The organism is Mycobacterium sp. 852002-53434_SCH5985345 (assembly GCF_001667155.1).
In the GTDB taxonomy this organism is placed as follows: Bacteria; Actinomycetota; Actinomycetes; order Mycobacteriales; family Mycobacteriaceae; genus Mycobacterium.
In genome coordinates, this window is record NZ_LZIE01000090.1 from 54,729 (window position 1) to 79,295 (window position 24,567).

The following is a 24,567-nucleotide window of genomic DNA, read 5'->3' on the forward strand; positions in this document are numbered from 1 at the left end:
TCATTGACCGGAGGCGTCGCTCGCGATGTCCAGGGTGGCGATCGGATACAGGCCGGAACCGTCGCGGCCGTCGCGGGCCAGCGCCATCGGCGTGTAGTTCACCACGTGCGAGGCGCCCGGCTTGTGCTGCTGCCATTCCACGGACGCGCGCAGCGTGTAGTGCCCGGGCGCCAGGCCCGTGACGTCGACGCGCACCGACTCGGTCGACGACTCCGGAACCGCCTCCTCGCGTGACTGACTGGAGTCGTCGTGCGACAGCGTCTTGAGATTGACCGTCGCCGGAATGGTGCGCACCACCGCCCCCGAGAAATCGACCAGCTTGTAACCGGGTGCCCATTGCTCGGTGGCCGCCGCCGAGCCGTAGTTGGTCCAGACGACCGAGATGGAAGCCACCTTGCCCTGGATGGACTGCGATCCCGGCTTGGCCTCCACCGAATACCGGTAACCGGCCGAGGTGTTCGCCTTGGCCCACAGGAGGTAGAGCTTGGGGTCCATCGCCGACGTCGCATCCCGGTCGGGGAAGTCGGCGCTCGCCGTCATCGAGACGTGATACCTGACGACGTCGTGCAGCGCCTTCTCGTAGTACGACCGCGGGTCGGTCCCGTTAGGCAACCGGCACCACTGGCTGATCACCAGCGCCGAGGTGAGCCGCTGCTTGATCGCGTTGACGGCGGCGTCGTTGAACCGCACGTAGTGCGAGTCGCTGGACTCGGCCCATTCCGGCAGGGGGGACTGCACCCCAAGACAATCCGCGCGGACGCCGATCGGTGCGGACAGCTTTTTCGTCACGTCGTCGGCGAACAACTCGCGGACGATCTCCGGATTCTCGCCGGTGACCACCAGTTGGGTATGGGGGAACGCGCCGACGTTCGCCGCGACCAGTTGCCCGATGGACGCTTTGGTGATGCTTTGATCACGGAACTGGCTGTAATAGCCCAACTTCGGCACGCTGTCGTCCGGCGCCGGTCCGGGGGCACCGAGCGCGTCACGCACGTACGCGAGGCTGGTCTTGCCGAAATCACCGTATCCGGAGAACTCGAACACGCTGAGGCGCTCATCGCCGTCGTAGCGCCGCCCGAGCGCGGCGAGCAGCTGCTCGAAACCGTTCAGGTAGGCGGCGTCATTCCAATTCGGGACCACCTGTGCCACACCGGGTCCGGAACCGTTCGGTGCGCCGGAATAGCTGGTGGCCGCGGAGCGGATCCAGTCCGGAATCGCGATGTTGGTGTTGTCCGGATAGGAATCGTTGCAACAGGATTTGTAGGCGTACACGCCAAGGGTCAGCCGCATGTTCCGGCTGCCGAGCTTCGTCAGCGCGTCGTCGATCACGCTGAAGTCGAACCTGCGATCGTCGGCAGCGTCGGGGGGCAGCGTGCGCGGGTCGACCGGCTGCAACTGCCGCCACGAGACCCGCAAGCTGGCGTCATCCGACGCGGGCCAGGCAGCGTACCGTTGTTGCGCCGAATTGCCTTGTGGGAAAAGCGGATTCAAGCCTTCTTCGTACTGGCCGCGCAGTGGGTTGGGGATCTCCTGAGCGGTGGGCGGAATGGGCGGGCTGACCATCGCGGACAGCGGGCCGGGGTCGCTTTTGCCACCGCATCCGCTCAGCACCATCGCCGTGCACGCGACAGCGGCCAGCGCGCTCTTCCTCGTCTTCACGCTTGCTTCTCCCAACACACACCGGTGCTCACTGAAGTGGGCCCATACTGCCTGGGTTTTCCGGTGCGTGTATCCGACGCGGGGCAGGTCACGAATTGGCGTAGCGCAGCGTAACACGCACGGCCTGGGCCGCCCCCGGTCCGACGCAGTGCGGTCCTGCCCGGGAGGCGGCTCCCGTGAGACGCGTCACAATGTGGGCGGGCCTGTCACGCTCGGCCGGCCTGCGGTGTCTCGAGGGCATCAGGCCCGTGAGAACAGGAGACAGCAATGACCGAGGTGACCGCCCAGAAAATTCATGTCGTCGTGGTCGGAGGCGGGTACGCCGGAACACTGGCCGCCAACCATCTACGTCAACGTCCGGACATCGACATCACCCTGGTGAACTCCCGCCCCGTCTTCGTGGAGCGAATCCGCCTGCATCAGTTGGTGGCCGACACCGGCGCCGCGACCGCCGACTACGCCACTCTGCTGGGCGAGGGCATCCGATTGGTCGTCGACACCGTCGACCGCATCGAGGCCACCGCGCGGCGGGTCCTGCTGTCCTCGGGCGCCGAGCTCGACTACGACTACCTGATCTATGCGGTCGGCAGCACCGGCGCGACGCCGGTGGCGGTGCCCGGATTCGCGGACTTCGCGTACGCGGTGTCCGACCTGGAAAGCGCGCAGCGGTTGCGCTATGCGCTTGTCGACCTGCCGCTGGCCGCGCCCGTCACGGTCGTCGGCGGCGGCCTGACCGGCATCGAAACGGCCGCCGAGCTGGCCGAACAGGGCCGCCAAGTGACCCTGGTGTGCGGCGCCGCGCTCGGCCCGTCGCTGAGCAAGCGGGGCAGGCGCTCGGTCGCCAAGCGCCTGCGCGGCTTCGGAGTCATCGTGCTGGAATCCGCGATGGTGACCGAGGTGCGCTGGGACGCGGTGGTGCTCGCCGACGGCGCCGTGCTGCCGAGCGCGGCGACCATCTGGACGGCCGGATTCACGGTGCCGGACCTGGCCGCGCGCAGCGGGCTGAGCACGGACGCGGTGGGCCGGCTGCTCACCGACGAGACGCTGACCAGTGTGGACAACCCCTACGTCGTCGCGGCGGGGGACGCCGCCGCGCCGTCGGGACAGCCCCTGCGGATGAGTTGCCAGGCCGCCGGGCCGTTGGGCGCGCAAGCCGCCAACACCGTGCTCAACCGCATCGCCGGAACCGCCCCGGCCCCGCTCAGTCAGGCGTTCGTCGGTCAGTGCATCAGCCTCGGCCGCACCTACGGCACGGTGCAGCTGTCGCGCACCGACGACACCCCGGTGAACATGGCGCTGGGCGGCCGGACCGGCGCGTCCATCAAAGAGGTCATCTGCAAGGGAACGCTGTGGGCCATCCGGCGCGAGGCCGCCAAGCCCGGCTCCTACCTCTGGCTCAAGGGCGGCAAGAGGCCCGCGCAGACACCGGCCGAGATCGCCCTGCGATGACGCCCCCACCGGCCGGCAGTGAGCACGCGGAACGGTTCACCGTGCTGCGGCCGCTGCTGTTCACCATCGCCTACGAGATGCTGGGCTCGGCCACCGAAGCCGACGACGTGCTGCAGGACAGCTATCTGCGGTGGGCGGCGGTCGACCTGTCGACGGTGCGCGACACCAAGTCGTATCTGGCCCAGCTGGTGACCCGCCAGGCCCTCAACGCGCTGCGCGCCGACGCGCGTCGCCGCGAGGACTATGTGGGGCCGTGGCTGCCCGAGCCGCTGTTGCTCGACGAGCAGGATCCTTCCACCGATGTCGTTCTGGCGGAATCGATTTCGATGGCGATGTTGGTCCTGCTGGAGACGCTGAGTCCCGACGAGCGGGCGGTGTTCGTATTACGCGAGGTGTTCGGCTTCGACTACGGCGAGATCGCCGAGGCGGTGGGCAAGCCGGCACCGACGGTCCGGCAGGTGGCGCACCGGGCGCGTGAGCACGTGCGGGCGCGGCGGAAGAGGTTCGACGCGACGGACCCGCAACGCAACGAGCAGATCACCGCGCAGTTCCTCGCGACGGCGGCCACCGGCGATGTGGAGACGCTGATGACGATGCTCGCGCCCGACGCCACCTGGACGGCGGACAGCGGCGGCAAGGTGTCCGCGGCGCGCCGGCCGGTGGTGGGGGCCGATCGGGTGGCCCGGGCCATCGTCGGCCTGATCCGCAAGGCGACGGAGCTCGCGGAGTTCCGCGTCGACATGGTGACGTGCAACAGCGCGCCGGCCGTGCTGCTCTACCTCGGCGATCACCTCGAAGGGGTGATCACGCTGGAAATCGCCGACGACAAGATCACCAACTTCTACGTGACCCGCAACCCGGACAAGCTGGTGGCGCTGGCGACCGCCCGTGACGTCAGCCGCGGCTAGGTGACCGCACTTCTGTCAAGCTAGGGCGGTGCGTATCGACCGGCTCGGCGACTATGGCGCCGCACCGCAGGTGCTGCGCGCCGTGGGCGAGGCCACGGCACGCCTCGGCCTGCCGCCGCCGGCCGCGCTGACCGGCGACTGGTTCGGCGCGCTGGCGGTGATCGCCCCGAGCGTGTCGGCGCAGCCGGTCGATCCCGGCGCGGCCTTCGCGGTCCGGCTCGATTCGCAAACGGTCGACTCGCAAGCGGTGGGCGGCGGCTGGATCGGCTACCTCTCCTATCCCGATCCCGGCGCCGAGGGCGGTCCGAACCGGATCCCCGAAGCCGCGGGCGGTTGGACCGACTGCGTCCTGCGCCGCGACCGGGACGGGCAGTGGTGGTACGAAAGCCTGTCGGGCGCGCCGATGCCGGACTGGCTGGCGGCCGCGCTCGCGACCGCGCCGCCGCCGCAGCGCGACTGCCGGATCGACTGGGGGCCCTCCGATCGGGCGGCTCACCGCGACGGGGTGCTTAACTGCCTCGAGGCCATCCGCGCCGGCGAGGTCTACCAGGCGTGCGTGTGCACGCACTTCACCGGTACGGTCTCGGGCGCCCCGCTCGACTTCTTCGCCGACGGCATCGCCCGCACCTCCCCGGCTCGCGCGGCGTATCTCGCCGGGCCGTGGGGCGCGGTGGCGTCGCTGTCCCCGGAGCTCTTCCTGCGGCGGCGCGGCACGCTCGTGACCTCCAGCCCGATCAAGGGCACCCTGCCCCTGGACGCCTGGCCGTCCGCGCTGCGGGCGTCGGCGAAAGAGGTGGCCGAAAACATCATGATCGTGGACCTGGTGCGCAACGACCTCGGCCGGGTGGCGCTCGTCGGCACCGTGACCGTGCCCGAGTTGTTGGTGGTCCGGCGCGCCCCCGGCGTGTGGCACCTGGTGTCCACCGTCTCGGCGCGGGTTCCCGTCGAACTGCCGACTTCGGCGCTGCTCGACGCCGCCTTCCCGCCGGCCTCGGTTACCGGGACACCCAAACACCGGGCCCGCCAACTGCTCTCGCAATGGGAGCCGCATCGTCGCGGAATATATTGCGGCACAATCGGTTTAGCATCCCCCGTGGCCGGATGCGAGCTGAACGTCGCCATCCGCACGGTCGAATTCGACCCCCGGGGCGGCGCCGTGCTCGGCGTCGGCGGGGGAATCACCGCCGACTCGGATCCCGACGCCGAATGGGCCGAATGCCTGCACAAGGCGTCCCCCATTGTCGGGCAGCCGCGCATCGCCGCCGCGTTTTCGGCCGGCTGACCCCTCACCCGCGGCGGGACTGCAGGACCGCGTCGTAGAGCTGCCGCGAACGCACGCCCGGATTCGCGTCGGCCACCTCACCGCAGGCGTCCTTGACACGGGCGCCGCCGGCGACCAGCTCCTCCACCTGCGCGACCAGCGACGGCAGGTCGGCGCGGGGGGTGGCGCCGGCGAGCACGACGGTGATCTCGCCGAGCACCCCGTCGTCCGCCCACGCCGCCAGGTCGTCGAGCGATCCGCGCACCACCTCCTCGTGCACTTTGGTCAGTTCCCGGCAGATCGCCGCCCGACGGTCACCGCCGAGCCGGTCGACGGCATCGCGCAGACACGCCTCCAACCGGCGCGGCGATTCGAAGAAGACGCAGGTGCGTCGCTCGTCGGCCAGCGACTCCAGCCAGGTCCGCCGCGCCGCCTTCTTGCGCGGGGCGAAACCCTCGAAACAGAACTTCTCCGCCGGCAGACCGGACAGCGCCAGCGCGGTCATCACCGCCGACGGGCCCGGCAGACAGGTCACCGGAAGGTCAGCCTCCACGCACGCCGCTACCAGCCGAAAGCCGGGGTCGCTGATCAGCGGCATCCCGGCATCGCTGACCACCAGCACCGTCGCGCCCGCCTTGAGGGCGGCGATCAGCGAGTCCACCCGGGCCGCCTCGACCCGGTCGAACAGGCTGATCACCCGGCCGGAAATGGCGACATCCAGCGCTTTCGCCAGCGTCCGCACCCTGCGGGTGTCCTCGGCCGCCACCACGTCCGCGTGGGCGAGGGCGTCCATTAGGCGGGGCGAGGCGTCCGAAGGCTGACCCAACGGGGTCGCGCCCAGCAACAGGCGGCCAGTGGTCATGACGGACAGCCTACGATCGACACCGATGTCCGCCCCGCCCCGCGAAGCGTCCTTGAACGTAGAAGATGCCGGCCCGGAGCGTGTCGTGCCCGTCGTCAGCCCGGGTCCGATGGTTCCGGTGGCCGACTTCGGGCCCACCGATCAAATCCGCGGCTGGGTCGTCACGGGGGTGGTCGCCGTCCTGGCGGCGATCACCCGATTCCTCAATCTCGGTTCGCCGACCGATGCCGGCACCCCCGTCTTCGACGAGAAGCACTACGCGCCGCAGGCCTGGCAGGCGCTGCACAACCACGGCGTGGAGGACAACCCCGGGTTCGGCTTGGTGGTCCATCCGCCGGTCGGCAAGCAGCTGATCGCGCTCGGCGAGGCCATCTTCGGGTACGACGGCGTCGGCTGGCGGTTCACCGGCGCCCTGCTCGGCGTGGTGCTGGTGGTCTTGGTGATGAGGACCGTCCGGCGAATCAGCCGCTCGACGCTCGTCGGCGCCATCGCCGGCGTGCTGGTGATCTGCGACGGTGTCAGCTTCGTTGCCGCGCGCACCGCGCTGCTCGACGGCATTCTCACCTTCTTCGTGGTCGCGGCGTTCGGCGCGCTCATCGTTGACCGGGATCAGGTGCGCCAGCGCATGCACGTCGCGCTGCTCGAGGGGCGCGCCGCCGAGACGGTGTGGGGCCCGCGGCTGGGTGTGCGCTGGTGGCGCTTCCTGGCGGGCGTCCTGCTCGGATTGGCTTGCGGGACAAAATGGTCCGGGCTGTATTTCGTGCTGTTCATCGGCGTGATGTCGTTGGCATTCGACGTCGCGGCGCGGCGCCAGTACCAGGTGCCCAACCCGTGGCGGGGCGTTTTGCGGCGTGACCTGCTCCCCACCGCTTACGCACTCGCGCTCGTCCCGTCCGCGGTGTACCTGGCCAGTTACGCGCCGTGGTTCGCGTCCGAGACGGCGATCGATCGACACGAGGTGGGCCAGTCGATCGGCCCGCACTCGGTGGTGCCGCTGCCCGACGCCATCCGCTCGCTATGGCACTACACCGTCAAGGCTTTCGATTTTCATAAAAGCCTGACGAACGCCGCCGGGAACTACCACCCATGGGAGTCCAAGCCGTGGAGCTGGCCGATGTCGTTGCGGCCCGTGCTGTACGCGATCGATCAGCAGAACGTCTCCGGGTGCGGCGCGCAGTCGTGCGTCAAGGCGGAGATGCTGGTGGGCACACCGGCCATGTGGTGGCTCGCGGTCCCGGTCCTGCTCTATGCGGCCTGGCGCACCTTCGTCCGCCGCGACTGGCGTTACGCCGTTGTGCTGACCGGATATTGCGCGGGGTGGCTGCCCTGGTTCGCCGACATCGACCGCCAGATGTACTTCTTCTACGCGGCGACGATGGCGCCGTTCCTGGTGATGGGGATCGCGCTGATTTGTGGGGACATCCTCTACCAGCCGGGCCGCGCCCGCGGGTTCAGCTCGGAACGACGCACGCTCGGGCTGATCGCCGTCTGCTGCTACGTCGCGTTGGTGGTGACGAACTTCGCCTGGCTCTTCCCGGTGCTCACCGGCCTGCCGATTTCGCAGCAGACTTGGGACATGGAGATCTGGCTGCCCAGCTGGCGGTAGTGTGCGCGCGGCAATGTCGACGTTAAAGCGGGTCGCGGGCGACCGGACAGGACATGCAGCGGGGCCCGCCGCGGCCGGTGCCCAACTCGGACCCCGCGATGGTCAGCACCTCGATGCCCGCGTCCTGCAGCCGCGCGTTGGTCTGCGCGTTGCGCTCGTAGGCGACGACGACGCCGGGCGCCAACGCCAACGTGTTGTTGCCGTCGTCCCACTGTTCCCGTTCGGCGATGACGGGGTCCAACCCCGTGTCGATCACGCGCAGCTGGTCGATCTCCATGGCCTTGGCGGCGGCCTCCAGAAACGGCGCCTCGTCGCTGATGGCAACGCCGTCCGGCGTGCGCTCGATCGTGAACGCCGAGAGCGTGTCGACGACGTTGGCGTACATCACCACGGTGTCGGTGTCGACCATCGTGCACACCGTGTCCAAGTGCATCTGCGCGCGCCGCTGGGCGATCGGCACGGCCAGCACCTTGTGCGCGAGGTCGTCGTCAAAAAGGCTACGGGCCAACGCTTCCGCTCCCGCCGGGGTGGTGCGCTCGCCCACGCCGACCGCGACCACACCGGGGGCGAGCAGCAGCACGTCACCTCCCTCGACCGGAGCGGTGCGCGACTCGTAGGCGCGCCGCACCCCGGTGAACCGCGGGTGATGGGCGTAGATGAGATCGGTCAACGACGCCTCGCGCACCCGAGCGCGCAGCGCAAGCGTGGGGATGACCACCCGCGGGCCGATCCAAATCGACGAGTCACGGGTGAACACCAGGTTGGGCAGTGGCTCGATGACGAAGTCGGCGCCATGGTGCATGCGCAGCACCAACGACACGTCGGTGCGGATGTCCGACGGCAATTCGTTGAACGTCATGCCGGCCATCAGCACCTGGGCCAGCCTGCCCGCGTCCAGCCCCCGCAGGTACGCCGAAAGAGATTGCGCCAGCGGCACTCCGAGCCGGCGCGCGTCGACCGCGGCGGCGACGCCCTGCATCCGCGCGGCCCCGCTGTGGGTCAGCGCCTCGGCCAGCAGGTCCGACAAGAGCAGCACCTGCACGCCGCGGGAACGCAGCAGCTCGGCGAACTCGTCGTGTTCCTCTTGCGCGCGGGCGACCCAGGGCAACCCGTCGAATAGCAACTGGTCCATGTTGCGCGGATTGAGCCGACGCAACTCGCCGCCGGGGCGGTGCAGGATGACGGCCCGCAGCGTGCCAACCTCGGAATTGGTGCCCAGCTCAACCACATCCACACTGAAAACGGTAGCCGCTCACGCCGCCGGTCCCCTCTTCATCGAACGGATGTGCGATAGACTCGGCCCCGTGGAGATGGCGGTACAAGGCTCCCTGTTCCAGCACACCGAGCGCAGAGAACTCGGTGACGGCGCGTTTATCGAGATCCGCGCGGGCTGGCTCACCGAGGCCGACGACCTGCTCGAAGGCCTGCTATCCACCGTGCCCTGGCGGGAGGAACGCCGCCAGATGTATGACCGGGTGGTCGACGTGCCGCGGCTGGTCAGCTTTCACGACCTCACCGTCGACGAGCCGCCCCATCCGCTGCTTTCCCGGCTGCGGCGCCGGCTCAACGACATCTACGCGGGCGAGCTCGGCGAGCCCTTCACCACGGTCGGGTTGTGCTGCTACCGGGATGGCTCCGACAGCGTCGCCTGGCACGGAGACACCATCGGCCGCAGCAGCTCCGAGGACACCATGGTCGCGATCATCAGCCTGGGCGCCACCCGTACCTTCGCCATGCGCCGGCGCGCACGTCCTTCTAAAGGTCCATCGTTGCGGCTGCCGCAGGCGCACGGGGATCTGCTGGTGATGGGCGGATCCTGTCAACGCACCTGGGAGCACGCCGTGCCCAAGACGTCGGCACCGGTGGGCCCGCGCGTCAGCATCCAGTTCCGGCCCCGCGGCGTGCGCTAGGTCCGATTGCGCGATTCCTTGTTCGCGCCGTTCCGGCGCTCACCGTCATCGCGCTAGGTCCGATTGCGCGATTCCTTGTTCGCGCCGTTCCGGCGCTCACCGTAATCGCGCTAGGTCCGGACCGCCTTCACCGCGCTGACGAGCAAGTCGCGGGCGCGTTGCGTGTCGACCGGGACGACCGGCTGCCCCGGGGTCACCAGCGGGTTGGCGGTGACGATCACCTGGTAATCACCGAATTGGGCGGAGTAGTCGTAGAGCTCGCCGGTGCGGGGGCCCCCCGCGACCAGCGCCTGCAGGACGCGGTGCACCCCCAGCGTGTGGGTTCCGTCGATCTGCGGCGCGTCGACCACCTCGATGCCGCCCCGCAGTTGCGGACCGGAAAAGGCCACCTTGGCGCAGTCCTTACCGGGGTCGTTGAAGGGCAGGGCTTTTGAGGTCTCCACGGCGATGACCACGAACCGGTTGCCCTTGCCCTCGGCCGAAATCGCGGCCATGTTGCCCTGCAGGTCCGGTGGCATTTCCGGCCCCGCCGCCGCTTTCGCGCAATTGGCGGGGTCGAACGTCAGCCCGTCGGGGAGCTTGCGGCCGGACAACACCTTGGGATCGATCCCCCGTTCACCGATGTCGGTGACCCTGAAGTCGGGCCCGAAGCTCGACTTGACCTCGGAGACCTTCTTGATGTCGACCTTCGCCGAGGTGGCCCCCGTTGAGCAGCCGGCGAGCACACCCACCACCGCGACTGTGAACGCCACCTTGAACATCGTGGCCAATCTACCCAAGGCCGATGCGTCAGCTGCGCAACGTGGACACCGTTTTGACGAGCAGATCGGCGGCGAATTGCGGGGGCAGTGCGGCCACCACCGAACCCGGGTCGGTGGTCAACGTGGTGAACGCGTAGAAGTTGCCCAGGTAGGCGGTGAACGTGTATGTGCGCGAATCGATCTCGGTGCCCGACTCGACGGCCGACCTGACGTCGGCCACCATCCCGACGGTTTGGGCGCCATCGATGCGCGGGGCGTCGACGAGGTGCACGCTTGCTGTGGTGCGCCCGGCGGTCATGGTCCACTGGCCACACGCGGCGACGACCTCGCCGGGCAGGTCAACGGGCCCCGGCAAAGCCACCACCACCGCGTCGACGATGCCGCCGCTGCCGGAACCGGACACGCCCTGCGCCGACTGGTCGCGTCCATTCCCGGGGTCGGCGAGGGTCCCGCACTGGGGCGGCCGCGTCTTGCTATCCGACGCGTCGGGCCCCAGGCTCCAGATCACTCCGGGGGAAGCTCCGCTGGGAATGCCCGTGGTCGCCTCGTAACCGGGCGGCAGGTCGCGAACCACCCGTTTGATGTTGGCGGGGTTGACCGCCGTCGGCGGCGGCGCCTTTGCAGGCGCCCGCGACGGTGTGGGCGCCGGAGCGTGAGCGCACGCCGCCACCAGCAACGCGATCGCGCAAGTCGTCACCGGGCCAAACCGGAACGGCCGCATGCCCGTTGATAGCACAACGAGCGGGCTCAGCCGACCACCTCGATCATCTGGCGGGCGACGTGCTCGATCTTTGCGGCCATGTCACGCCGAAACCCGTGGTCGCGTCGTTCGGGCACGTCGATGACGGTGGTGATGACGCCGACGTCTTCGCGCTGCCAGACCGCTCCGTAGTGGTCCATGATTGTGCGCATCGGCAGGTTGTCGGAAAGCATTCGCGCGGAGAACTTTTCGACCCCGGCGACCCGGGCCGCGATGGACAGCGCGTTGATCAGGAACGTGCCGATCCCGCGTCCCTGGTAAGCGTCGGCGACGGTGAAGGCGATCTCGGCGACGCTGCGGTCACCTTCGTCGCGCACGAATCGCGCGTCGGCCACCGGGTCCTTCCCGTCGATCACCACCCAGACGAAGTGGTCGACGTAGTCGACCTCCGAGAGGTAGTGCATCAACGCCGGAGTGGGAAGGCGCGGCGTCATGAAGCGCCGGTACAGCGTCTCGCTGGAGAATTCGATGTGCCCGTGCACGGTTCGCTCGCTGTCACCGGGCAGCACCGGTCGCAGCATCAGATGCGAGCCGTCGCGGACCCGGATCGGGATCGGCGTGATGAACGCGGCGAGGCGCTGGCGCACCGTGCGCAGCAGACGTTCCATGACCCCGGGAATGTGGACCATGCGGGCGAAGGCGTCATTGTCGCCGATCCATCCGGTCAGCGGCCCGGCGGTGGTGACCGTCGCGGTCCGCGGGATGTGACGAAGCAGGGCGATCTCTCCGATGAGCATGCCCGGCAATGCGTGTTCAGCGATGACCACGCCGTCGTCGCCGACGTGGGTGATCTCGACGATGCCCGACGAGATGAGCAGGAAAGAGACCGCTTCTTCGCCCTGCTGCATCAGCACCTGGCCGGCCGTCGCGCGCAGCGGTTGCAGAGAGGCGGCCAACGGCACCAGATCGGAGGCGGGACATCCCTCGAAGATGTCCATTGTCGCCAGCTCGTCGGCCCGCGCGCCGGTCAAGGCCACTGCGATAGCCCGCCGATCCCACCGTCGCGCCGTGGGTCTGCGCATCGCGGTGACCGCTGTGCCATGACCTGCCCGCCTGCGTTGCCGTCGTCTACCCCGCCAGTCCCCGAACTTCCGACGCGGTCGGATGTTGCCCAGGTTATGGGCTCGGTTCCGGCCGCGGCAAGGCTGAACCGCTTCGCCAGGATGATGCCGCGGGGCATGATGTCCGGGTGAGCGCGGGCCCGGACAAGATTCAGGTCGGCGGTCTCTGGTTCGATGCCCTGACCGAAGACCAGGTCGTCGACGTCGTGCGCGAAGCGTGGGCCGCTGGTCGGGGCGGCTCGATCGTCCCGGTGAACGTCGACGTGGCCCGGGCGGCCGCGCGCCGCCCCGAACTCGCCGAGCTGATCGCCCGGGCCACCCTCGTGGTCGCCGACGGCATGCCGCTGGTGTGGGCGGCGCGGGCCCAGGGGGACAGGCTGCCCGAGCGCGTCGCCGGCTCGTCGCTGATCTTCCCGTTGAGCGCCGCGGCGGCCGCCGACGGCAAGTCGGTTTACCTCCTCGGCGGCGCCGAGGGCGTCCCGGAGCAAGCGGCCGCGGCGCTCGTCGCGCAATCGGCCGGCCTGCGCGTCGCGGGCACGTGCTCGCCGTCGTTCGGCTTCGACGACACGGAGGACGGGGCGCGGCGGGCGGTCGCCGCCGTCGCAGCCGCCGCACCCGATCTGGTCTTCGTGGGTTTGGGCTTCCCCAGGCAGGAGCGCCTCATCGAGCTGGTGCGCCAGGAGCTCCCCCATGCCTGGTGCCTTGCCTGCGGCGGCGGCATCGCGATGACCGCCGGGGTCGTCCGCCGAGCCTCCCCCGTGCTGCAACGGCTCGGATTCGAGTGGGTGCACCGGCTGGCGCTCGAGCCGCGCCGCCTCGCCCGCCGGTACCTGCGGGACGACCTACCGTTCGCGCTGGCACTGGTGATCCGCTCTGCGGCCCAACGGTTTAGGCGGGGCTAGATTCCTTGGCGCTCAAGATGAGTCGCACGGCGGCGGCGAGGTCATCGACCACAACGTCGGCGCCCGCAGCATCTCCGTCACCGCGGCGAAGCAGAACCGTCGCCGTGCCGGCCGCTCGGCCCGCCTCCACATCGCTCTCGCTGTCGCCGATCATCACCGCCTCGGCCAGGGCGAACCCATGCTCCTGTGCCGCGCGCACCAGCATGCCCGCACCCGGCTTGCGACAGTCGCAACTGGCCGCGGCGTGCGGGCAGTGGTAGGCGGCGTCCAGGCGGGCGCCTTCGGCCGCCAGGAGTTGTTCCAGGCGGTCGTGCACGGCGGCGAAACGCGCCGCGTCGGCGGCCGGCTCCGATAGCCAACGCTGATTGGTCACCAGGATGGTGCGCAGACCGGCCGCGTTCAGGGCGGCCACCGATCGGGCGGCGCCCGGCAACAACACCAGGTCTTCGGGGAACCGGATGTACTCGCCGTCGGCGGCCTTGACGTTGATGGTCCCGTCCCGATCCAGGAAGACGGTGCTCACTTTCCGTAGATCGAGCATCAGTCGCGACGGTCTCAGCAGGGCCGCGGAAACAACGCCGCTTCGACCATCTCGCAGATCGAGTGGCCCAGGTGCAGGCACGCCTCCTGGACCCGCCCGGTGTTATCGCTCGGTACCCGGATGCAGAACTCGGCCACATCGGCCACCTTTCCCCCGCGCGCACCGGTGAGCGCCACCGTCGTCATCCCGGCGTCGGCGGCCGCCTCGAGCGCGCGGACGACATTCGGTGAGTTGCCCGAGGTGGTGAGGCCGACCACGACATCCCCCGCGCGGCCGGCGGCGAGCACCTGGCGGGCAAACACCTCGTCATAGGAGTAGTCGTTGCCGATCGCCGTCATCGCCGCCGTGGCGTCCGGCAGGCTGAACGCGGCGAGACCCGGGCGGTCAAAAGCGAAGCGCCCCATCAACTCTGCGGCCAGATGCCCCGCGTCTTGTGCGGATCCGCCGTTGCCGAAGAAGATCACCTTTCCTCCGGCTCGCAACGACTCGATCATTAGTCGCGCGATCTCGACGGTCTGCTCGGCGATGGCGCCCGACAGCATCTGCTGCTTGACCGCGATGGTGTCGGCCAGTCGCTCCTGGACCAGCTCGACGCTCGGCGTGACGACATCCGAGCGGCTCATGCCTGCCATGTGGTCAATCCCTTGCTCTCAAAAGCGAATTCGGTGATGGTGGCCCCGGCCGACTCGAGGCTTTCGATCAGGCGGTGCTTCTTCGCGAAGTCGCAGAACAGCAGGATGTAACCGCCGCCGCCCGCCCCGGTGATCTTGCCGCCGAGTGCGCCGTTGCGCAGGGCCAGGTCGTAGAGCTCGTCGATGCGCTCATTAGTGATGTACGGGGACATGCGCTTCTTCTGGGTCCAGGCCTCGCCCAGCAGGGCGCCGAAATCGTTCAGCTTGTTCGTCAGCAGGGCGGCCTTCATGGCAACGGCCAGCTCCTTTTGTGCCCGGAGTCCGGCCAGGGTGTCGTCGGCGCCGGTGGTGGCGCGCCGCGTTTGGTCCTCGATCACGCGGGCGGAGTCCCGCGTGATCCCCGTAAAGCACAGCAGCAGGCTCAGTTCGAGCTCGAACGCGGTCTCCTCGCGGATACGCAGCGGGTTGACGATCACGCGGTCGGTGAACTCGATGAAGTTGAACCCGCCGAACGTCGCCGCATACAGGTCCTGCATGCCGCCCGTGATGCCCAGGTCCTCACGCTCGATGGCACAGGCCAGCTGCGCGGTCTCGTATTCGCCCATCGGCACGCCGTAGTGCTCGGCGAGCAGGCCGGTCAGCGCGACCATCATCGTCGACGACGAGCCCAGACCCGATCCTGGCGGAGCGCTCGAACGCAGCACCAGGTCATAGCCGTCCGTGCCCTCCTTGCCGAACCTGCGCACCGCGGCCTTGATCAGGTCCAGGCTGCCGTCGTAGAGGATCTCGCTGTCGAGCGTCATCTCGTGGGTGGTCTTGAAGTCCACCGACTCGATCGTGACCCGGCGATCGGTGCGCGGGGACAGCGATCCCTGCGCGTATCGGTCGATGGTCGCGGAGAGGACGCAGCCGCCTTCGGTGGTCGGGAACGGCGGTACGTCGGTGCCGCCCCCCGCGAATGAAATCCGCAGCGGCGCACGCGCGCGGATTCGGGGCCGGGGCAGGGGATTCACTCGACGTAATCCGATCAGCCGGCCGACGCGCGTCCCGCGATCGTCTGCGAAAGGTGCGCCACGTCCTAATCCCATCCGTTGCCTGCGCGAGGCCCCAATGCGTCGCCTCTCACGAAGAGCCCTAGCGTAACAGCCGGATCGGCAGAAAAATCGGGATTCACCTGCGGATTATGCCAACCCGTCCAAGCCTTCACGAAAGCGATGAAATGACCCAGGATGCAGTCGAATTGACCCGTGGTCTGCTCACCGAGGCCGCGGTACCGCGGCACGGTTTCCTCGACGTATTGGGCGAATCGATGAGTTCCCCGGCCCCGACGTTCGCGCAGCGAGCCATGAACAGCCCCTTCGTCGCGACGGTCTACGAGCGGCTGTGGCGCCCCGCCGCGTTCTATGCGGCCAGTGGCGTCACCACCGGCGCCGAGCAGCGGCGCGCGGCTACGGCGTTGCGGCTGTCCACTGCGGGACGATTGCTCGACGTCGCCTGCGGCCCAGGCAATTTCACCGGATCGCTGGCGGAACAGCTACCGGACGGTGGCCTGGCCGTCGGTTTCGACATCTCCGAGCCGATGCTGACGCGCGCCGTCCTGGACAACAGCACCCCGCGCACCTGCTATGTCCGCGGAGACGCCCGCGCGTTGCCGTTCGCCGACGCGACATTCGACGCGGTCTGCTGCTTCGGGGCCCTGTACCTGATGCCCGAGCCGTTCCGCGTGGCTCGCGAAATGGTGCGGGTGCTCAAGCCCGGGGGCCGCATCGCGGTCCTCACCAGCTACGTCCCGGACCTGCCGCCGGTGCGGCATGCGATGACCGCCGGCGCCGGCGTCATCGGGCTCACCATGTTCGACCGGCGCGCCTTCGTCGACCTGTTCTCCTCGGCCGGGCTGGTCGACGTCGAGCAACAGACGCAGCGGGCGCTGCAATTCGTCGCCGCCGCAAAGCCGGACTGACGAGACTAGGAGGCCACCTTGCACACGCCGAGGACCCGGACGACCGGCGTGCCAGCCGCGCATTCCAGCACCCAGGGGTCGCCGTCGTCGATGGGCTCCGAAGTCAGGGTGAAACTCACCGGCTGCCCGCTGCGCTGGGTCATCTGCGTGCATTCGACCTGGAAGAGGCGATAATCACCGCCCTGATCGATGGCGAGTGAGAACCCTGGCCGCACCGACTCAACCGGCACCTTCTGCAGGTAGTAGTCAACGTTCATCCGTCGACCGTAGGACCGGTATTCCGGCGCGCCGGGGGCCGCCACGCGCCTCTTAAGCAATGTTCAGGCAAATTTTGGGACCGTATTAATCTTCGCCGCGCGCATGCGCACCGGGCTGCAGGACGAACTCGGCGATCACGGCCGCCATGTCGTCGATGGCCCGGCGGGGTATGACTTCGTAACCATGCGTGCTCAGCGTGGGCACGCACAGCAGGCCCGCGCGCGGCGTCAGCCCGTTGGCCTTCGAATGCGACGCATCGGATTCGAACGCGCCCAGCACGGCGGCCTGGGGCGACAGCCCCAACTCGGTGGCGATGCTCATCAGCCGGTCGGCGACGTCTTTGTCGTAGACGCACAAGGCGTCGCTGTAGCCGACGATCGGGCCGCCGGTGACGGTGGTGCCGTATTCCTGCTCGGTGGGGCCCACCTCCAGCGCGAGGGTGAGGGTGCCGGGCAGCGACCCGCTGGCGTAGGTGCCGCCCACGCCGCCGATCTCCTCGTTGGTGGTGAACACGAGGTAGACGTCGTCGACGGGCCGCTGGCCGCGGTCGCGCAGCTGGGCGGCCGCGCGCAGCAGGGCGGCCACCGCGGCCCGGTCGTCGAGGAAGTAGCAGCCCAGGTAGCCGCCGAACTCGACCAGCGTCCTCTTGCTGCGGTCGACGCACACCCGGGTGCCCGGGCGCACGCCGGCGGCCTCGAGCTCGTCGGTGCTCAGCCCGGTGAAGACGTAGACGTGATCCCAGTCCAGCGCCTTATCGCCTTGGTCGGGCTTGGTCTGCCAGATCCGCTGGCTCTCCTGCGTGGTGTGCTCGGAACCGAGCGTGAGCACCGCGGTCAGCGTCTCGTGCTGGCCGAGCACGGCGACGGGCCCGAGGCCGAAGTTGCCCGGATACATCGTGCCCAGCTGGGTCAGGTGCAGCGTGCCGTCCGGCTCCACGCGCTTGACCAGCATGGACAGTTCGTCCATGTGCGCCATGATCCGCGTCGCCACGCCGGGTTCGGCCGCCGAGGACACCCGGTGCCGGTGGGCGCGCCCGACGCCGTCGGCGGGCGGATCGGCGGCGATGTACCCGATCAGATTCCCGGCGTCGTCGGTCCACATGTCGTCGACGACCGGTCGCAGTTCCCGGGCACACACGGCGCGCACGTCGGCTTCCTGGCCGCACGGCCCGTAGGCCCACAGGAGTTCTTGCAGCAGGCCGTCGGTGGCGTTGTCCTCGCGCGTCGCCATTCGGTCCTTTCAGGTTCGCGGCTCGTCCGAAAGGATCAGTACCCCGCTGGTGTGGTGTGCAACCTCGGGCCTGCTCGGCGCGGCGGTTACGCGTACGCGAGTTCCAGCCGTTCGAGGCGCCGAACCAGCAGACTGGGGAGCCACCTCCCGACGGCGGCGGCCGTGACGTTCGAGGTTCGCTCGAGGAGGTGGCCCAGCACAATGGTCGCCTCCAACCGGGCGAGTGCGGCTCCGACGCAGAAGTGGATTCCCTTCCCAAAGCTGATGTGGCCCTTCCCCGCAGGCCGGTCGAGTCGAAACTCTGCGGGGTTGTCGAAGTGCGAGGGGTCCCTATTGGCGGCTCCCCACAACAGGATCAGGCGCGAACCCGCCGGCAATTCGGCGCCGCACAGTTCGGTGTCGTCGACGACGTGCCGGTAGTGACCGCGGAAGGGCGGTTCGTAGCGCAGCACCTCTTCCAGAAACGCCCCGAGCGCGTCCGGCCGATCCCGCAGCTGCCGCTGGATATCCGGCCGAGTCGCCAAAACCCAAGCGGCAGAACCGATCAGGGAGGCCGTGGACTCGCCACCCGCGCTGAACAGTGTGATCATTATGGCGAGTGCCGCTAAGTCGTCCAGATCGCCGGAGGCGCAGGCGCTAGCGAGATCACCGAGCAGATTGTCTTGTCGATTGCCGGCCGCGTGCTGGAACAGTTCCGTGACGTAGCCGCTGAGTTCCAGCACCGCGATGCCCGCGGCATCCAGCTGATCTTGGGTGACCAGCCCTTCGACCACTTGGGTCGCGGAGTAACCCCACCGGATGAGCTTGTCGATGTCGGCGTCGGGAACGCCGATGATCCTGCCAACGATCATCATAGGCAGCCGGTTCGCCATTGCGCTCATCCATTCGATGCGTCCGTCTCGCGCCCGGACATCCCAGATCCGGGCTGCGGTGTCGGCGATGAATGGTTCGAAGGCGCGGATGCGCTTCGCCGCGAGTTGTGGCAGCAACGCCTTCCGATGCACGGAGTGGACCGGCTCGTCGGCCGTGGCCAACGCTTGGGTGGGTCCGCCGAGTTCGCCCATCGGCAAAGCTGCGACGCCCCCTCCTGGCTGATACATCATCGTCGCGGTCAGGTTCGACGAGAAATCGGCGCAGCGTGTTACCGCCTCGCTCACACCAGCCCAACTACTCACCGCGTAGAAGTCCGAATCTCCGATGCGATGGACGTGTCCGGCCTGATGCATCCGCTCGTAGAGCGGATACGGGTTCTGGATGAACTCGTCGTCGAAGAGCGCCAGGCCAAGACCACCGTCTCTCGATGTCATTCCTCAACGCTGAGCGGCGAGGACCTGCCGAGTCAATCGAAATCGACGAAGTTGCAATCCCCGGTACCCGCCTCCCGACCGCGTCGTCTCACCAGCGGGACATGACCTGCGGACACGGTGAAACATATCGCCAAGATCGTCTCAATTCTGAGAAGATATACATTCAGCGACTCAAGGGGGTGGAGGCCGTGGTCCGAGACGACTGGGTCGTCGGTGGCGATCGCCGGACCGCGGCGGCTGAACGTATCTACGCCGCGGCAACCGACCTCGTAGTGCGCGAAGGGCTGGATGCCTTCGACATCGACACCCTGGCGACGAGGGTCCACTGCTCGCGAGCCACCATCTACCGCTATGCGGGCGGCAAAGCCCAGATACGAGACGCGGTGCTGATTCGCCTGGCAGCGGGGATCATCGAGACGGTTCGCCGTGCCGTGGAGGGGCTCAGTGGGCCCGAACGCGTCATCACCGCCGTCACCGTCGCACTCGAGCAGATCAGATCGGACCCGTTGCGACGGTTGATGCTCAGTCCGGGCAGTTCTCCGGACTTGGGCGAGTTGCATTCCTCGCCGGTGCTCAGTCATCTGGCGGCCGAGCTCACGGGAATCACCGACGACCCGGAGGCGGCGCAGTGGATCGTACGGGTGGTGCTGTCCCTGGCCTACTGGCCGCTGGCGAGCAGTCGCGTCGAACGAAAAGTGCTGCACCGGTTTCTTGCTCCCGGCTTCACCGAAGGGTGAATCAGCCGGCCGCTAAGGGCAGTCGGTCCGGCTCTTCGATCGCCCCTCGATTCGTTGACGGCCGTCATTGACGGGCGTCAGCGACTTGCCGTACCGTGCAGCCATGGAGGCACAGGCCCCTCCCGGAGCCGCAACATCGGCACGGGGCGTCCGGGAGGCTCGACGACTCGAGACCCGGGCACGCTTGTTCGACGCCGCGCTGGCCGAGATTGCGCAGCGCGGGCTTGCCGCCGCCGACGTGAGCGCCATCGCCGCCGCGGCGGGCGTGGTGCGGGGAACCTTCTATTTCCACTTCCCGACGAAGGAGCACGTTCTCGCCGAGTTGGAGCGCAGCGAGGAGACGCGGATCATCAGCGAACTCGGCGCCGCCAACGGTGACCTGTCGTCGATCCTCTCGCAACTCGTGGCCCACGTCCTAGATGCCGAAAAACGTTTGGGCGCAGCAGTTTTCCGGGACATGCTCGGCCTACACTTCTCGTCGTCCCGTCCGGTCGAAGACGAGTTCGCGCAACACCCGCTCGCACGGTTTCTGGTGGGCCTCATCAGCCGGGCGCAATCCGCGGGGCAAGTCTCGGCCGAGGTAGACGCCGCGGAGCTCGGGACGTTCTTTCTCACCGGACTCTTCGCCCTGCTGGCCACCGGAACACACGATCCTGCGCAGTTAAGCCGTTACGTGACAACGATTGTCAAAGGAATGGAGAAACGATGAACGGCATCGAAGGGTACCGGGACTTTCTGGCCCGGCGTGACGGCGAAGCCGACCTGCTCAACAGGCGGCTGGCGAATCGCGAGCATTTCTTCAACGAGCTCGAGGCGAACCCCGTCCGGTCAGCCCATCCCGCCGACCGAGACACGTTCCTTCGCAACCTGCGCCGCCGGCGACCGGAAGCCGGGCTGGATCCGAAGATGCTGTTCCTGCTGGCAACGGCCAAACTGAACCAGGCTGAGAGGTTCGGAGTCGGACTCGGGGAAACCTACGGGCGCAACAGCGATCAGAACCTGCCGCCCGAGAACGTTTACCTCGAACTCGAAGAGCACTACCACACGCGGCTGCTCGCGTACGCCCTCGACATCTTCGATCTGACGTTTCAAGTCGTTCCCCCACCGTTCGTGATGCGCCAGTTCGTGAAGACCGGCGTTTTCCTACCCGAACGGCCGAGCTTTCTCTTCGTCGGAGCCGCTGAGATGGCGGGCTGCATCATGTTCGACGAGCTACGGCGCGCCGGCATCAAACTATTCGCGGACGAACCGGAAGTCGCCGAGCGAATCGAACTGCTGTACAGCGAGATCCTGACGGACGAGATCGGACACGTCGGCTACTGCGCATCGCGCTGCACCGCCGGGGAGCGGGCGATCATGCGGCGCCTCTACCCACTCATTGGACGAATGTTCGCTCGCCAGACCGCCGAGATCAGCCTCCTGATCGACCCGAAGGCGTTGCACGCCCGGCTCAACCGCCCCTTCGACGTCGACGAACTGACCGCCGACCTGGACAACGAAACGTATCTCGTTGCTCACCCGTGACGGGTTGAGTGCTTGAACACGGGATCCCAATTCGGGGAGTAACGTCATCAGCCTGTCCGGGGAACGAATGGCGAACTTTCTGGCGGTGCGATGCAGCTGGTCTGGCTCAACGTTGCCGATTTGATCGGCCAGGCCGGCGGCGATCCGTGGGCGATCAACCGGAGTCTGCAGGCCGGCAACCCGTTCGAGATTTCTCAATTGGCGGACGCCTTCCACCAGGCCGGCGTGTGCACCGCTGAGGCGGACCATGCGTTCGAGCAAGCCCGTAACCGATTCGACGCGGCCTGGAACCACCAGAACGGCGACCACCCGATCAACGATTCGGCCGAGGTGCAGCGGACGGTCAAATCGATTGGGGCGCAATCCCTGAAGCTACCCAAGATCGGGGTCGACCTGGAGAACATCGCGGCCGCCTTGGCCGAGGCGCAGAAGGCCGGCGCCGCCCAGATCGCCGCGCTGGAACGGCAGTTGCAGCTGCTCGACAAGCTCATCGGCGCGGCGATGAAGGATCTGGAGGACCCCAAACTCGACCCGAGCAGTCGTTCCCAGCTGGAGTCGTTGATCAAAGACGCCCGTGCCGACGCCGCCGACGAGACCAGGGATGCTCTGCACCAGCTGCAGTCGATCCGCGACGGCTACTCCAACACGCTGCAGAGGTCACTGGGCGCCTTGCACGGCGACGGATACGACCAGTCGGGTATCCAGGCGGTCGAGGGTCCGCTGTCGCCGGTACCGGACCTGCCGGATGATCCCAAGGAATTTGCGGACGTCTGGAACACTCTTACGCCCGCGCAGAAAGACCGTGAGTATCAACGGAACCCATCGATCGGAAATCACAACGGGATGCCCGCGGTGGACCGGGATCACTACAACCGGCTCAACCTTGCCGACGAACTGGGCCGCGCTCAGGCGGCCGCTGCACAGGCCGACGCGCTGAAGGCCCAGCATCCCGATTGGGCGGCGGGCAAGAACATTCCGCCGCCGAACGAGCCGGGGGCAATTTTCGACGACCGCCTCGCCTACGAGGCGTGGCAACGCCAATACGATGCGGCCCGGGACGGGGCCAAGTACCTGCCCGACCTGCAAGCCGTCGACAGAACCGTCAAAGCGAGCCCCGATCGCAAGCTGATGCTGCTCGACACCAAGACCGGTAAGCAGGCGCGCGCTGCGATCGCGGTCGGAGACCCCGACACGGCCACCCACGTATCGGTCACCGCGCCCGGCTTGAACACCACCGTCCACGGCGCCATCGGGGGCATGGTGTCCGAGGCGACCGACGCGAGAAAGGAGGCGCTCCGCCAATTGAGCCTGACCCCTGGGCACGAACACGACACCGTCTCGGCCATCGCGTGGATCGGGTATGACCCGCCGCAGGTGCCGGGCTTCGACGACATCGGCAAATCGCTTGCCGGCGGGTGGGATGTCAGCCACGACGCCGTCGCCAGAGCCGGTGCCCATGACCTGGCCGGCTTCTACGACGGGATTCAGGCCGCCCACCACGGCGGCCCGGCCGACCTCACGGCGATAGGACACTCCTACGGCTCGCTGACCACCGGCCTTGCCCTGCAAGAGCCCGGCGATCACGGGGTGTCGCGAGCGTTGTTCTACGGCTCACCCGGCATCGAAGCCTCCACACCGCAACAACTCCACCTGCAGCCTGGGCACGTGTTCACCATGGAAACGCCCGACGACCCGATCCAGTGGACCTACGACGGCCCGGCCATCGCCCACGACGTCGCGCCCTTCCTGCCGCCGCCCTTCCGGGACCTCGCTACAAGTGTCCTGGGGGCGGCGGACGCCTCCGGCGCCGGCCACTTCGGCCCGAACCCGGCGACCAACCCGAACTTCACCCACCTGGCCACCGGTCCCGCCACCGTGTCTGACGGCCATGGCGGCACCCTCACCCTTCAAGACGCGCACGGCCACAGCGACTACCCTCGCTTCCCCGACGGCGGCGGACTGAGAACGACCAACTACAACATCGCCGCCGTCCTCGCCGGACTCGGAGATAAGGCGGTTCCCACGAAGTGAGCAACAACCAGACCAGCGCCCGGAACCTGCAACGCCACGGCATGCTGTGCATCGCCATGGCCGCAATCGCACTAGCCGCAGGAGGATGTCACGTGAACCAGCCCTACGCGCCGACCCCACCCAACGACGCGACCAAGGCCCTCCAGGTGCTCAAGTCCCTGCCCTCGTTCGAGGACACCCAAACCCAGGTGCAGGCCGCGATGAACGAGATCACCGCCGCGGCAAGCAAATTGATCCCCTCGATCAGGTGGGAGACACCGCACGAGGGCTCCGGCGACAACTGCGAGCGACCGTACGAGCAAACCGACGGCAAACGCTACTTCCTCCCCGACGCCGTTGCCGCCAACGTGCCGGTCTCCGAGCAACAGTGGGCGACGATCCAGGAGACCGCCAAACAGGCGGCCGCCAAGATCGACGCCACCGACGTGCAGGTGATGCAGAACAGCCCCGGAAACCACGACGTGGGGTTCTACGGCCCCACCGGGATCTTCATCAAGGTCGGCTACCGGGGGAACCTCGTCGTCGCCGGCTACACCGGCTGCCGGCTGCCCCGCGACAAGAAATAGGTCGCGTGGTCGGCTATTCCGCGGACCAGAAATACGTGTAGTACTCCCGGACTTCCATTACCGATGACCACTGCGGAAATCCAGCGATAATCTCGGCATCGCCCAACTCCCCCATATCGGGCGGAGTATCGCCCAACCCCTCGATCTGCCCGATGTAAACACGAGCTGCTTGACCCGACACGGTCAAACGACCGAACCGCAGAACATAGTCCGGCGGTTCAGCGCCCTTCGAACCCTCAAGAGGCAGTGGCGCGCCGGCCGCATCAACAGCCCACGAATCCTCGTTCCCGGCATCCCGCGTCGGGAATGGCCCCCCGGCCCGTGCAGATCGCGTTGGCTCCCAATCACCATATTGAGCGTGCCAGGGGCGCTGACGCACCTGGTCGTCGTTCGACCAGGTCACGCCTCCCACGCCGTTCAGCACGACCAGGGCCGCGTTCGAACCCTCGAAGTCGCGACACCATTGAATGGCGCACAGAACTCCGACGCGGGAGCGCTGGGGTGACAGGCGCATATCAATGAACTCGGCTTCATCCAGCGCGCCCACCAAGACGAGGGGATTTCGTCGCGAGGACGTTGTTGCCTCCACCTCCGGTGTGAATTCGTAAAGCTGACTGACCGGATAAAGACTCATGGGTAGTA

At 68.0% G+C, this 24,567-nt stretch carries 25 protein-coding genes; 12 read left to right on the forward strand and 13 right to left on the reverse strand.

Annotated features, from left to right (window positions below; all coding sequences use genetic code 11):
- Nucleotides 1-1,614, reverse strand: a complete 1,614-nt coding sequence (locus A5756_RS21850; RefSeq protein ID WP_066957788.1) for a hypothetical protein — start codon at nt 1,612-1,614, stop codon at nt 1-3.
- A 312-nt stretch (nt 1,615-1,926) separates the two neighbouring features.
- On the opposite strand from A5756_RS21850, the gene A5756_RS21855 reads away from it, so the two are divergent.
- The 3 genes from A5756_RS21855 to A5756_RS21865 are packed head-to-tail and all read left to right on the forward strand — an operon-like array spanning nt 1,927 to nt 5,298.
- Nucleotides 1,927-3,108 carry an NAD(P)/FAD-dependent oxidoreductase gene (locus A5756_RS21855; RefSeq protein WP_066957390.1) on the forward strand — a complete coding sequence of 394 codons (1,182 nt, stop codon included), beginning with the start codon at nt 1,927-1,929 and terminating at the stop codon, nt 3,106-3,108.
- The gene (locus A5756_RS21860) at nt 3,105-4,016 is read left to right on the forward strand and encodes an RNA polymerase sigma-70 factor (protein WP_066957391.1); all 912 of its coding nucleotides are present in this window, start codon (nt 3,105-3,107) and stop codon (nt 4,014-4,016) included. The genes A5756_RS21855 and A5756_RS21860 overlap by 4 nt, the downstream gene beginning before the upstream one ends.
- A gap of 28 nt (nt 4,017-4,044) precedes the next feature.
- Nucleotides 4,045-5,298, forward strand: coding sequence for an aminodeoxychorismate synthase component I (locus tag A5756_RS21865; protein WP_066957393.1), 1,254 nt, complete (start codon nt 4,045-4,047; stop codon nt 5,296-5,298).
- Between the two features lie 4 nt (nt 5,299-5,302).
- Here the strand turns inward: A5756_RS21865 and rsmI are convergent, their stop codons facing one another.
- Nucleotides 5,303-6,139, reverse strand: coding sequence for a 16S rRNA (cytidine(1402)-2'-O)-methyltransferase (gene rsmI, locus A5756_RS21870; RefSeq protein ID WP_066957395.1), 837 nt, complete (start codon nt 6,137-6,139; stop codon nt 5,303-5,305).
- 25 nt (nt 6,140-6,164) lie between these two features.
- Here rsmI and A5756_RS21875 point away from each other — a divergent pair, with 25 nt between their 5' ends.
- On the forward strand, nt 6,165-7,745 hold the full coding sequence (locus tag A5756_RS21875) for a dolichyl-phosphate-mannose--protein mannosyltransferase (RefSeq protein WP_066957397.1): 1,581 nt from the start codon (nt 6,165-6,167) through the stop codon (nt 7,743-7,745).
- 22 nt (nt 7,746-7,767) lie between these two features.
- On the opposite strand, the gene arcA is transcribed toward A5756_RS21875, so the two are convergent.
- Nucleotides 7,768-8,979: an arginine deiminase gene (arcA, locus tag A5756_RS21880; RefSeq protein ID WP_066957399.1), complete on the reverse strand. Its 1,212-nt coding sequence runs from the start codon at nt 8,977-8,979 to the stop codon at nt 7,768-7,770.
- Nucleotides 8,980-9,049: 70 nt separating this feature from the next.
- Between arcA and A5756_RS21885 the strand changes: the two genes are divergently transcribed.
- Nucleotides 9,050-9,655 (forward strand): alpha-ketoglutarate-dependent dioxygenase AlkB, encoded by a 606-nt coding sequence (locus tag A5756_RS21885; protein WP_197505485.1) that lies wholly within the window; start codon nt 9,050-9,052, stop codon nt 9,653-9,655.
- Nucleotides 9,656-9,765: 110 nt separating this feature from the next.
- Here A5756_RS21885 and A5756_RS21890 read toward each other — a convergent pair whose 3' ends face one another.
- The 3 genes from A5756_RS21890 to A5756_RS21900 are packed head-to-tail and all read right to left on the reverse strand — an operon-like array spanning nt 9,766 to nt 12,114.
- Nucleotides 9,766-10,416 (reverse strand): DUF5642 family protein, encoded by a 651-nt coding sequence (locus A5756_RS21890; RefSeq protein WP_066957402.1) that lies wholly within the window; start codon nt 10,414-10,416, stop codon nt 9,766-9,768.
- 28 nt (nt 10,417-10,444) lie between these two features.
- Nucleotides 10,445-11,137, reverse strand: a complete 693-nt coding sequence (locus A5756_RS21895; protein WP_066957404.1) for a DUF5642 family protein — start codon at nt 11,135-11,137, stop codon at nt 10,445-10,447.
- A 26-nt stretch (nt 11,138-11,163) separates the two neighbouring features.
- A complete protein-coding gene (locus A5756_RS21900) occupies nt 11,164-12,114 on the reverse strand; it encodes a GNAT family N-acetyltransferase (protein ID WP_369817364.1) in 951 nt (316 codons plus the stop codon).
- A gap of 251 nt (nt 12,115-12,365) precedes the next feature.
- Here A5756_RS21900 and A5756_RS21905 point away from each other — a divergent pair, with 251 nt between their 5' ends.
- Nucleotides 12,366-13,139 (forward strand): WecB/TagA/CpsF family glycosyltransferase, encoded by a 774-nt coding sequence (locus tag A5756_RS21905; protein WP_066957408.1) that lies wholly within the window; start codon nt 12,366-12,368, stop codon nt 13,137-13,139.
- Here A5756_RS21905 and A5756_RS21910 read toward each other — a convergent pair.
- From A5756_RS21910 to A5756_RS21920, 3 genes are read right to left on the reverse strand one after another with little or no spacing between them, the layout of a single operon-like run.
- Nucleotides 13,126-13,680 (reverse strand): HAD-IIIA family hydrolase, encoded by a 555-nt coding sequence (locus tag A5756_RS21910; protein WP_066957409.1) that lies wholly within the window; start codon nt 13,678-13,680, stop codon nt 13,126-13,128. The genes A5756_RS21905 and A5756_RS21910 overlap by 14 nt on opposite strands.
- A gap of 14 nt (nt 13,681-13,694) precedes the next feature.
- Nucleotides 13,695-14,312, reverse strand: coding sequence for an SIS domain-containing protein (locus A5756_RS21915; protein ID WP_197505486.1), 618 nt, complete (start codon nt 14,310-14,312; stop codon nt 13,695-13,697).
- Nucleotides 14,300-15,316, reverse strand: coding sequence for a GHMP kinase (locus A5756_RS21920; RefSeq protein WP_066957790.1), 1,017 nt, complete (start codon nt 15,314-15,316; stop codon nt 14,300-14,302). The genes A5756_RS21915 and A5756_RS21920 overlap by 13 nt, the downstream gene beginning before the upstream one ends.
- A gap of 215 nt (nt 15,317-15,531) precedes the next feature.
- Between A5756_RS21920 and A5756_RS21925 the strand changes: the two genes are divergently transcribed.
- A complete protein-coding gene (locus A5756_RS21925; protein WP_066957413.1) occupies nt 15,532-16,272 on the forward strand; it encodes a class I SAM-dependent methyltransferase in 741 nt (246 codons plus the stop codon).
- 5 nt (nt 16,273-16,277) lie between these two features.
- Here the strand turns inward: A5756_RS21925 and A5756_RS21930 are convergent, their stop codons facing one another.
- The 3 genes from A5756_RS21930 to A5756_RS21940 form a co-directional block, all read right to left on the reverse strand.
- On the reverse strand, nt 16,278-16,529 hold the full coding sequence (locus A5756_RS21930) for a hypothetical protein (protein ID WP_066957415.1): 252 nt from the start codon (nt 16,527-16,529) through the stop codon (nt 16,278-16,280).
- A gap of 85 nt (nt 16,530-16,614) precedes the next feature.
- Nucleotides 16,615-17,760 (reverse strand): M20/M25/M40 family metallo-hydrolase, encoded by a 1,146-nt coding sequence (locus A5756_RS21935; RefSeq protein ID WP_066957417.1) that lies wholly within the window; start codon nt 17,758-17,760, stop codon nt 16,615-16,617.
- Between the two features lie 86 nt (nt 17,761-17,846).
- Nucleotides 17,847-19,067: a cytochrome P450 gene (locus tag A5756_RS21940; protein ID WP_066957420.1), complete on the reverse strand. Its 1,221-nt coding sequence runs from the start codon at nt 19,065-19,067 to the stop codon at nt 17,847-17,849.
- A gap of 188 nt (nt 19,068-19,255) precedes the next feature.
- On the opposite strand from A5756_RS21940, the gene A5756_RS21945 reads away from it, so the two are divergent.
- The 5 genes from A5756_RS21945 to A5756_RS21965 all read left to right on the forward strand — a co-directional run bounded on the left by A5756_RS21945 (nt 19,256) and on the right by A5756_RS21965 (nt 23,925).
- The gene (locus A5756_RS21945; RefSeq protein WP_066957791.1) at nt 19,256-19,804 is read left to right on the forward strand and encodes a TetR/AcrR family transcriptional regulator; all 549 of its coding nucleotides are present in this window, start codon (nt 19,256-19,258) and stop codon (nt 19,802-19,804) included.
- Between the two features lie 103 nt (nt 19,805-19,907).
- Nucleotides 19,908-20,513: a TetR/AcrR family transcriptional regulator gene (locus A5756_RS21950; protein WP_066957422.1), complete on the forward strand. Its 606-nt coding sequence runs from the start codon at nt 19,908-19,910 to the stop codon at nt 20,511-20,513.
- Entirely contained in the window at nt 20,510-21,328 is an 819-nt protein-coding gene (locus A5756_RS21955) for a hypothetical protein (RefSeq protein WP_066957424.1), read from the forward strand. Before A5756_RS21950 ends, A5756_RS21955 begins: the two co-directional genes overlap by 4 nt.
- 90 nt (nt 21,329-21,418) lie before the next feature.
- Nucleotides 21,419-23,359: an alpha/beta hydrolase gene (locus A5756_RS21960; protein ID WP_066957425.1), complete on the forward strand. Its 1,941-nt coding sequence runs from the start codon at nt 21,419-21,421 to the stop codon at nt 23,357-23,359.
- Nucleotides 23,356-23,925 (forward strand): LppA family lipoprotein, encoded by a 570-nt coding sequence (locus A5756_RS21965; RefSeq protein ID WP_231989268.1) that lies wholly within the window; start codon nt 23,356-23,358, stop codon nt 23,923-23,925. The genes A5756_RS21960 and A5756_RS21965 overlap by 4 nt, the downstream gene beginning before the upstream one ends.
- 13 nt (nt 23,926-23,938) lie before the next feature.
- Here the strand turns inward: A5756_RS21965 and A5756_RS26100 are convergent, their stop codons facing one another.
- Nucleotides 23,939-24,559 carry a hypothetical protein gene (locus tag A5756_RS26100; RefSeq protein WP_156659759.1) on the reverse strand — a complete coding sequence of 207 codons (621 nt, stop codon included), beginning with the start codon at nt 24,557-24,559 and terminating at the stop codon, nt 23,939-23,941.
- Nucleotides 24,560-24,567: the final 8 nt, after the last annotated feature.